The sequence below is a fragment of the Streptomyces sp. MB09-02B genome, from assembly GCF_033794485.1.
Classification (GTDB): Bacteria; Actinomycetota; Actinomycetes; order Streptomycetales; family Streptomycetaceae; genus Streptomyces.
In genome coordinates this window covers 1-8,734 of record NZ_JARGEE010000377.1, presented here as the reverse complement: position 1 = coordinate 8,734, position 8,734 = coordinate 1, and the positions used below count along the sequence as shown (strand labels likewise).

Annotated in this window: 10 protein-coding genes and 1 tRNA gene; 9 read left to right on the top strand and 2 right to left on the bottom strand. The window is 70.7% G+C overall.

What is annotated here, in order from left to right; genetic code table 11:
- The first annotated feature begins 118 nt into the window (after positions 1-118).
- The 8 genes from P1P70_RS35050 (at position 119) to P1P70_RS35015 (ending at position 6,486) form a co-directional block, all read left to right on the top strand.
- On the top strand, positions 119-550 hold the full coding sequence (locus P1P70_RS35050; RefSeq protein ID WP_239758947.1) for a roadblock/LC7 domain-containing protein: 432 nt from the start codon (positions 119-121) through the stop codon (positions 548-550).
- Between the two features lie 2 nt (positions 551-552).
- Positions 553-924, top strand: a complete 372-nt coding sequence (locus P1P70_RS35045; RefSeq protein ID WP_045556837.1) for a DUF742 domain-containing protein — start codon at positions 553-555, stop codon at positions 922-924.
- Positions 902-1,501 (top strand): GTP-binding protein, encoded by a 600-nt coding sequence (locus P1P70_RS35040; RefSeq protein WP_319245071.1) that lies wholly within the window; start codon positions 902-904, stop codon positions 1,499-1,501. The genes P1P70_RS35045 and P1P70_RS35040 overlap by 23 nt, the downstream gene beginning before the upstream one ends.
- Entirely contained in the window at positions 1,498-2,055 is a 558-nt protein-coding gene (locus tag P1P70_RS35035; protein ID WP_319245070.1) for a GAF domain-containing protein, read from the top strand. Before P1P70_RS35040 ends, P1P70_RS35035 begins: the two co-directional genes overlap by 4 nt.
- Positions 2,056-2,540: 485 nt before the next feature.
- Entirely contained in the window at positions 2,541-3,569 is a 1,029-nt protein-coding gene (tdh, locus tag P1P70_RS35030) for an L-threonine 3-dehydrogenase (protein ID WP_319245068.1), read from the top strand.
- Positions 3,570-3,620: 51 nt separating this feature from the next.
- Positions 3,621-4,820, top strand: coding sequence for a glycine C-acetyltransferase (locus tag P1P70_RS35025; RefSeq protein WP_319245067.1), 1,200 nt, complete (start codon positions 3,621-3,623; stop codon positions 4,818-4,820).
- Positions 4,821-5,041: 221 nt separating this feature from the next.
- Positions 5,042-5,941, top strand: a complete 900-nt coding sequence (locus P1P70_RS35020; protein ID WP_319245066.1) for a LysR family transcriptional regulator — start codon at positions 5,042-5,044, stop codon at positions 5,939-5,941.
- Positions 5,942-6,126: 185 nt separating this feature from the next.
- Positions 6,127-6,486, top strand: a complete 360-nt coding sequence (locus tag P1P70_RS35015) for an MmcQ/YjbR family DNA-binding protein (RefSeq protein WP_319245064.1) — start codon at positions 6,127-6,129, stop codon at positions 6,484-6,486.
- A gap of 23 nt (positions 6,487-6,509) precedes the next feature.
- On the opposite strand, the gene P1P70_RS35010 is transcribed toward P1P70_RS35015, so the two are convergent.
- Both P1P70_RS35010 and P1P70_RS35005 read right to left on the bottom strand, forming a co-directional pair.
- Positions 6,510-7,415 (bottom strand): transketolase C-terminal domain-containing protein, encoded by a 906-nt coding sequence (locus P1P70_RS35010; protein WP_319245062.1) that lies wholly within the window; start codon positions 7,413-7,415, stop codon positions 6,510-6,512.
- 51 nt (positions 7,416-7,466) lie between these two features.
- Positions 7,467-8,156, bottom strand: a complete 690-nt coding sequence (locus P1P70_RS35005) for a transketolase (RefSeq protein ID WP_319245060.1) — start codon at positions 8,154-8,156, stop codon at positions 7,467-7,469.
- Positions 8,157-8,329: 173 nt separating this feature from the next.
- Here P1P70_RS35005 and P1P70_RS35000 point away from each other — a divergent pair.
- A tRNA-Pro gene (locus P1P70_RS35000) sits at positions 8,330-8,403 on the top strand.
- Positions 8,404-8,734: the final 331 nt, after the last annotated feature.

The window sequence follows — 8,734 nt, the reverse complement described above, 5'->3', positions numbered from 1 at the left end:
TTTTTTTTTTTTTTTAATCGAAAAACGGATTACGAGATTTCTGCCGTTCTCGTGGGCTCGGAGATTTGTTTAAGAGACAGCTCCCGCAGACCAACGCACCCCAAGGAGTCGATCCACCATGGCGAGCGAAGCGCCGACCGGCCATGTATCCGACCTCGACTGGCTGATGAGCGGCCTCGTCCAGCGCGTACCGCACACCACGAGCGCGGTGCTGCTCTCCTGCGACGGGCTGGTGAAGTCGGTCCACGGCCTCGACCCGGACAGCGCCGACCACATGGCCGCCCTGGCCTCCGGCCTGTACTCCCTGGGACGCAGCGCGGGCGTCCGCTTCGGCGACGGCGGCGACGTCCGCCAGGTCGTCGTCGAACTCGACTCGACCCTGCTGTTCGTCTCCACCGCCGGTTCCGGCACCTGCCTCGCCGTGCTCGCCGGACGGGAGGCCGACGCCGCCGTCCTCGGCTACGAGATGGCGATGCTGGTCAAGAGCGTCCGCCCGTACCTGGTCACCCAGCCCCGGCAAGCCGTCGAACCCTCCGCGATGAGGCCTTGACCGTGCCCGCGGCCGGCGACGGACCCCTGTACGACGACGCCGCCGGGCGCCTGGTGCGCCCCTACACCGTCATCAACGGCCGGACCCGGCCGACCACCGCGCTCGATCTCCTCTCACAGGTGATGGCCACCGGGGCGACCCCCCTCGGCTATCTGGGCCCCGAGCATGCGACCGCACTCGACCTGTGCCGGGCACCCGTCTCGGTCGCCGAGATCGCCGCACACCTCACGTTGCCGGCGACGGTCACCAAGGTGCTGCTGTCCGACCTCGTCGACTGCGGAGCCCTCACCACCAAGCCCCCGGTTTTCCACCACAACCCGACAGACCGGTCTCTTCTGGAGGCAGTGCTCGATGGACTACGACGACAGCTCTGACCCCTTCCCCACCGCACTCAAGATCCTGGTGGCGGGAGGGTTCGGGGTCGGCAAGACGACCTTCGTCGGCGCGGTGAGCGAGATCGCGCCGCTGAGCACGGAGGAACTGCTCACCACCGTGAGCGCCGCCACCGACAATCTCGACGGCATCGAGAACAAGGTCGAGACGACCGTCGCGATGGACTTCGGCCGCATCACCCTGGACCCGCGCCATGTGCTCTATCTGTTCGGCACCCCCGGACAGCAGCGGTTCTGGTTCATGTGGGACGAACTCTCGGAGGGCGCCCTCGGCGCGGTCATCCTCGCCGACACGCGCCGCCTGGAGGACTGCTTCGCCGCCGTCGACTTCTTCGAGCAGCGGGGCCTCGGCTTCATCGTCGCCATCAACGAGTTCGACGGCTCCCACCGCTACGACGCCGACGAGGTGCGCGCGGCCCTCGACCTCGACCCGGAGATCCCCGTCGTCTGCTGCGACGCCCGGATCTCCAGCTCGGGCGTCCAGACCCTGCTCACCCTCGTCCGGCACCTCCTCGCCCACACCCCGGCGCAGCTGCCGAGCCACGGAGCCCACACGTGACGTACGACCCGCCGCGTCCCGTCGGACGGCTGCTGCTCACTCCCGACGACCCGGGCGCCCCCGAGCGCGTGGCGCGGCTGCGGATGCTGGGGCTCGGCGCGTACGCCGAACCGGAGTTCGACGCCTTCGCGGACCGGCTCGCGGAGGTCGCCGCGGTGCCGTACGCGACGGTCAACTTCATCGACGAGGAACGGCAGTTCTTCGCCGGCCTGCATGTGTCGGCACAGCCCACAGCCGACACCACGCTGCTCGGCGTCGATCGCCGCCTCGCCCGGGACCACGGGTTCTGCCCGTACGTGGTGGTCCGCCGCAAAGGGCTCGTCCTCGAAGACGTGCGCGAGTACCCGAAGTTCGCCGGCAACCCCGTCGTCGACGACCACGGCATCCGCTCCTACCTCGGCGCGCCCCTCCTCGACCGTACGGGCATCGCCCTCGGCACGGTCTGCGTCATGGACGTCCAACCGCGCCCCTGGGGCCGGGCGGGCCTGGAGACCATCAAGGCGATGGCCGCGGAACTGGCCGCCCGGATCGAGGGGCGGGAGGCGTTCCCGTGAGCTGCGAAGCGGGTGGCACTTCATGGCGGATCGCGGATGAGGCTACTCGTCGGCGATCCAGGTCCTGGGCGCTCCCGACTCGTAGTGCCTCCCCGAGTGGCCGAGTGGCAGGGCGCAGAAACTGCCACCCTGTAGCAGAAGGGTCCAGCTGTCCGGTCCGGGTTCGCCGCAGCGAGGCACGGTGTCCGGGTCCGGCGCTGTCCTGGCAGCATGTGGTTCGGCCGTGGCTCCCCCCGCGCAATCGTCCTGACCCATGTCGAGATGTGGCTCATTGGTCATGAGCACATCGTTTCACTCCGCGCTGCCGGGAGCGGAGTGGGTGTGAAGGAAAGCTGCGGCGGAGGTTAAGAAAACCTCGATGGACCCGGGGTGCCGGCGTGCGGCAGATTGATCGGCGATCCCACCCCTCTCCCCGGTACGGGCCTGTTCGTCATGGACCGCTCGTCATGGACCGCGCCGGGGGCGCACCCACAGGAGCCGTAGCGTTGAAGGCGCTGGTCAAGGAGAAGGCGGAGCCCGGACTGTGGCTCGTCGACGTCCCGGAGCCCGAGATCGGCCCCGGTGACATCCTGATCAAGGTCCTGCGGACCGGGATCTGCGGTACCGACCTGCACATCCGGGCTTGGGACGGCTGGGCCCGGCAGGCCATCCGCACCCCGCTCGTGGCCGGCCACGAGTTCGTCGGCGAGGTCGTGGAGACCGGCCGGGCCGTCACCGACATCCAGGTCGGCGATCGGGTCAGCGGCGAGGGCCACCTCGTGTGCGGCAAGTGCCGCAACTGCCTCGCCGGCCGCCGCCACCTGTGCCGCGCCACCGTCGGCCTCGGCGTCGGCCGTGACGGCGCCTTCGCCGAGTACGTGGCCCTGCCCGCGACCAACGTCTGGGTGCACCGCGTCCCCGTCGACCTCGATGTGGCCGCGATCTTCGACCCGTTCGGCAACGCCGTGCACACCGCGCTCTCCTTCCCCCTGGTCGGCGAGGACGTCCTGATCACCGGCGCGGGCCCCATCGGCCTGATGGCCGCCGCCGTCGCCCGGCACGCCGGCGCCCGGCACGTCGTGGTCACCGACGTCAGCGAGGACCGGCTGGAACTGGCCCGCAAGATCGGGGTCAGCCTCGCGCTCGACGTGGGCGAGTCGACCATCGCCGACGGTCAGCGGACCCTGGGCCTGCGGGAGGGCTTCGACATAGGCCTGGAGATGTCCGGCAACCCCGCCGCGATGCGCGACATGATCGCCAACATGACGCACGGCGGCCGGATCGCCATGCTCGGACTGCCGTCCGAGGAGTTCGCCGTCGACTGGTCCCGCGTCGTCACGTCCATGATCACCATCAAGGGGATCTACGGCCGCGAGATGTTCGAGACCTGGTACGCGATGACGGTGCTCCTGGAGGGCGGCCTCGACCTCGCCCCCGTCATCACCGGCCGCTACGGCTACCGCGACCACGAGGCGGCGTTCGCGGACGCGGCGAGCGGCGCGGGCGGCAAGGTCATCCTCGACTGGACTGCGTGAGTCAGCCGCGTCCGGACCTTGTAAGTCACCTGCTTCTTCTAGGAGTTCCCGATGTTCGACTCCGTGCGCGACGACCTGCGCACCACCCTCGACGAGATCCGTGCCGCCGGGCTGCACAAGCCCGAGCGGGTCATCGGCAGTCCGCAGTCGGCGACCGTCGCGGTCACCGCCGGCGGTCGTCCCGGCGAGGTCCTCAACTTCTGCGCCAACAACTACCTCGGCCTCGCCGACCACCCCGAGGTGATCGCCGCCGCCCACGAGGCCCTCGACCGCTGGGGCTACGGCATGGCCTCCGTCCGCTTCATCTGCGGTACGCAGGAGGTGCACAAGGAACTGGAGGCGCGGCTGTCGGCGTTCCTCGGCCAGGAGGACACGATCCTCTACTCCTCCTGCTTCGACGCCAACGGCGGTGTCTTCGAGACCCTGCTCGGCCCCGAGGACGCGGTGATCTCCGACGCCCTCAACCACGCCTCGATCATCGACGGCATCCGGCTCTCCAAGGCCCGCCGCTTCCGCTACGCCAACCGTGATCTGGCCGACCTGGAACGGCAGTTGAAGGAGGCGGCCGAAGGCGGCGCCCGCCGCAAGCTGATCGTCACCGACGGCGTCTTCTCCATGGACGGCTATGTGGCCCCCCTCCGCGAGATCTGCGACCTCGCCGACCGCCACGACGCCATGGTCATGGTCGACGACTCCCACGCCGTCGGCTTCACCGGCCCCGGCGGCCGCGGCACCCCTGAACTGCACGGCGTCATGGACCGCGTCGACATCATCACCGGCACGCTCGGCAAGGCCCTGGGCGGCGCCTCCGGCGGCTACGTCGCCGCCCGTGCCGAGATCGTCGCCCTGCTGCGCCAGCGCTCCCGGCCGTACCTCTTCTCCAACACCCTCGCGCCGGTGATCGCGGCGGCCTCCCTGAAGGTGCTCGACCTCCTGGAGTCGGCCGACGACCTGCGCGTCCGCCTCGCCGAGAACACGGCGCTGTTCCGCCGCCGCATGACCGAGGAGGGCTTCGACATCCTCCCCGGCGACCATCCGATCGCCCCCGTCATGATCGGTGACGCGGCGAAGGCGGGCCGCCTGGCCGAGCTGCTCCTGGAACGAGGCGTCTATGTGATCGGCTTCTCCTACCCGGTCGTCCCGCAGGACCGGGCCCGCATCCGCGTCCAGCTCTCCGCCGCGCACTCGACGGCGGACGTGCACCGGGCGGTGGACGCGTTCGTGGCGGCACGGGCGGAGCTGGAGGGCTGAACGGACGGTCCGGCCGGGGCGGAGCTGGAGGGCTGAACGGACGGTCCGGCCGGGGCGGAGCTGGAGGGCTGAACGGACGGTCCGGCCGGGGCGGAGCCGGAGGGCCGAACGGAACGGTCCGGCCGGGGCGGAGCCGGAGGGCCGAACGGAACGGTCCGGCCGGGGCGGAGACCAGATGCGCGCGGCTCGGGGGAAAGCGGGCATTTGAGAGAATCGATCCCATGATCGAAGCGCGGCGGCTCCACATCCTGCGTGCGGTGGCCGACCACCGTACGGTGACGGCGGCTGCCGCCGCGCTGTACCTCACCCCCTCCGCCGTGTCCCAGCAGCTCACAGCCCTGGAACAGGAGACGGGGCACCGTCTGGTCGAGCGGGGCGCGAAGGGCGTACGGCTGACCCCGGCCGGCGAGATCCTGCTCGGCCACACCAACGCGGTCCTCGCCCAGCTGGAACAGGCGGCGGCGGAACTGGCCGCGTACAGCTCGGGCGAAGCCGGCACCGTCACGGTCGCCTCCTTCGCCACCGGGATCGCCCAGGTCGTGGCACCCGCGCTGGCCCGCCTCGCCGAGTCCGCGCCCGGCATCCGCCTCCGCGTCCAGGACGCCGAGGGCGACGCGAGTCTGCCGATGGTCCTGGACCGGCAGGTCGACATCGCCGTGGCCGTCGAGTACCGGGGCGCGCCGGCCGCCGACGACCCCCGCCTCACCCATGTCGCGCTGTACGCCGAGCCGTTCGACGCGGTCGTGCCCGTCGGCCACCGCCTCGCCGACGCGGCCGAGGTGCCGCTCGCCGAACTGGCCAAGGACCCCTGGATCGGCCCGTATCCCGGCAATCCCTGCCATGACGTCGTCGTCCTGGCCTGCGAGAACGCCGGCTTCCAGCCGCGCCTCGAACACTCCTCCGACGACTTCCGCGCCGTGGTCGCCCTCGCCGCCGCCGACGCGGGCGTCGCCCTCGTACCCCGCTCGGCGCTGCGCGGCACGGACCTCACGGGCGTGGTCGTGCGCCCCGTGGACGGCGTGGCCCCCACGCGCCGCGTCTTCGCCGCCGTACGCCGTGGCGCGGAGGGACATCCACTGATCCGGCCGGTGCTGGAGGCGCTGGGGGAGGCGGCGGAGTGAGGTGGACCAAACCTGCGCTGGCCGAGCGAGATGCCCGACCGAAGTGCCCGACCGAAGTGCCCGACCGAAGTGAACGATGAAGTGAACGACTGAGGAGGCGGGGCGGCATGCTCCGCCGTCGTTTTGCCAGTACCGGCGGCACCTTCCGACGCTGATTGTCAGTGGTCACCGCTACCGTGCGTCTCATGCCCGATGCAGAAGACGTACGACGTGTCGCCCTCTCCCTGCCCGACAGCACGGAGAAGGTCGCCTGGAGCATGCCCACCTTCCGGGTGGCGGGGAAGATGTTCGCGACGCTGCCTGAGGACGAGACGTCCATGGCCGTGCGGTGCCCCAAGGTGGAGCGGGACGAGCTGGTCCTCGCCGAGCCGGGCAAGTTCTGGATCGCCGAGCACGAGGCGGGGTTCGCCTGGGTGCGGGTGCGGCTCTCCGCGCTGGAGGACGAGGCCGAGCTGCGCGATGTCCTCGCCGACTCCTGGCGCCAGGCCGCACCGACCAAACTGCTCGACGCCTACCCGGAGTTGGGGCTCCCGGCCGCCGACTGAGCCGCCTCGACCCGTGCGTGCCGTTACCGCAGGAACCCCGTGATCCGCTCCCGCAACGAGGCCGCGTCCAACCCGTGCGCGGCCACGTGCTCCTCCAACTGCCCGTAGCGCCGCAGCTCCCGCCGCCCCACGCCCAGCCCGAGCACCCGGTGCGGCACATCGGAGAGCGCGTCGTTGGCTGCGGCCGTCGACGTCCCCGCCAGGTAGGGCTCGACGAGGACGACGTCCGCGCCGGCCGAGTCGGTGGCCCGGCGCAACGCGGCCGAGTCGAACGGGCGCACGGTGGATGCGTACAGCACGGTCACATCGAGCCCCTCCGTGGCATCGAGGACCGCGTCGAGCATGGGCCCGACGGCGACGACGACCCCGCGGCGCCCCTCCCGCACGGTGAGGAACCCCTGTCCGTCCACTGCGAGCGCTTGCTCGTTGGACTGCGCGGACAGCCGTACGTACACCTTGTCGTCCTTGCCCCCACCCGCGCCGACCGCGTGCCTCAGCAGCGTCTCGGCCTCGTCGGGATGCCCCGGTACGTACACGGTCCACCCGTCGAGCGTGTCCAGGACGGCCACGTCGCCGGGCGCCATGTGGGTGAAGCCGCCGGCGGGCCAGTCGTAGGACGCGGCGGCGCTGACCAGCACCGCGCCCACGTCCTGGTGTCCCAGATCCAGTTTCACCTGCTCGAAGGGCCGTTCCACGAGGAAGCTCGCGAAGGTGTGCACCACGGGCCGCATTCCGGCCAGCGCCAGGCCCGCGCCCGCGCCGATCAGCAGTTGCTCCCGGATGCCGACGTTGATCACCCGGTCCGGATGCCGGCGCGCGGCATCCACGAAACCGTCCCGGCCGATCTCGGCGAGGACCACCGCGACCCGGGGATCCTCGTCGAGCATGCCGGAGACGACGGGTGCGAGGCGGTCACGCATGGTGTCCATGAGGTCTTCGTCCTTTCAGGGTGGTTGCGGAGCTCTCGGGGTCGGGCCGGTTCAGGCGTTCTTCGGCTCGACGCGGGCCACCACGACCCGGGGCCGCCCCGGGTGCGGCGCGGTGAAGGCGGCGTGCAGGGCGTCGTGGTCGCGGCCGTCCACGGTCTCGGCGGACCAGCCCGCCGCCTCGAACCGGGCGGCGATCCCGCCGGGCAGCGCGTGACTGGCGGAGGAGTTGTCGATCACGACGGTGTGCAGCCGGTCGAGCCCGGCGGGACCGGCGTAGGCGATCGCCTCGTGGTTGCTGCCCTCGTCCAGCTCCGCGTCCCCGATCAGCACCCACACTGCCGGGTCGACTCGCCCCTGGGCCCGCAGTCCGAGCGCCGTCCCGACCGCGATCGGCAGGCCGTGCCCGAGCGACCCGCTGCCGATCTCCGCGCCCGGCACCAGCACCCGGTCCGGGTGGTGGCCGAGCGGCGAGTCGTAGGAGCCGAAGCCGGGCAGCCACTCGACCGGCACGAACCCCTTCGCCGCGAGGACCGCGTAGTAGGCCATCGGGCCGTGCCCCTTCGACAGCAGGAACCGATCCCGCCCCGGGTCCTCCAGCCGCTCCGGCTCCACCCGGAGCACCCGGTCGTAGAGCACCCACAGCACGTCCAGCGTGGAGGTGGCCGCCGGCCCGTGCTTCTCCGCGCCCGTCATCAGCCCCATCAGCTCGGGCAGCTCCGTGAATCCGTACGTCGTCGTCATGAGGGAGAGCCTGCAACCTCAAGCAAACTTGAGGTCAAGGGGGTGGTGCCGGAGACGTCGCCCTCCGCTCGCCGGATCAACGAGCGGGATAAACGCGTGCGCGACCACCGGCCCGAGTGCGGTATTGTTTCCGTGCGCGTTCAGCCAGGGGAAACCCCAGGTCAGACGGGCACCGGGACGTGGCGCAGCTTGGTAGCGCACTTGACTGGGGGTCAAGGGGTCGCAGGTTCAAATCCTGTCGTCCCGACTGGAGGCAGTCGCAGATCAGGGCTGGTTTCGGATGTATCCGAAACCAGCCCTTGATCATTCTTGGGGACCAGCTGGGGACCAACGCTCCTTGACCGTGTCAGCGGACCATTGCGATGGGTGAAGTTTCCCCGTGATGCTGGACACTCGATGCTTACGCCGCGAGGGCGTGTCCTTGTTCGTGTCGCTGCCGGGTCTCCAGCGGTGTGAGGTAGCCCCAGACTGGATGCCTTCGCAGCCGCTTGCGGTTGAAAGAAGGTCTCGATGAAGGTGAAGATCTCAGCGCGGGCAGTGGTCCGGTCGGGCCAGCGGCGGGTGCCGATCTCCGCTTT

What these genes read in the sequence shown, in the direction of transcription:
- P1P70_RS35020 (WP_319245066.1), top strand. Translation starts at nt 5,042, where the DNA reads ATGATCGAAGCGCGGCGGCTCCACATCCTGCGTGCGGTGGCCGACCAC.
- P1P70_RS35005 (WP_319245060.1), bottom strand. Translation starts at nt 8,156, where the DNA reads ATGACGACGACGTACGGATTCACGGAGCTGCCCGAGCTGATGGGGCTG.
- P1P70_RS35040 (WP_319245071.1), top strand. Translation starts at nt 902, where the DNA reads ATGGACTACGACGACAGCTCTGACCCCTTCCCCACCGCACTCAAGATC.
- P1P70_RS35025 (WP_319245067.1), top strand. Translation starts at nt 3,621, where the DNA reads ATGTTCGACTCCGTGCGCGACGACCTGCGCACCACCCTCGACGAGATC.
- P1P70_RS35010 (WP_319245062.1), bottom strand. Translation starts at nt 7,415, where the DNA reads ATGGACACCATGCGTGACCGCCTCGCACCCGTCGTCTCCGGCATGCTC.
- P1P70_RS35015 (WP_319245064.1), top strand. Translation starts at nt 6,127, where the DNA reads ATGCCCGATGCAGAAGACGTACGACGTGTCGCCCTCTCCCTGCCCGAC.
- P1P70_RS35050 (WP_239758947.1), top strand. Translation starts at nt 119, where the DNA reads ATGGCGAGCGAAGCGCCGACCGGCCATGTATCCGACCTCGACTGGCTG.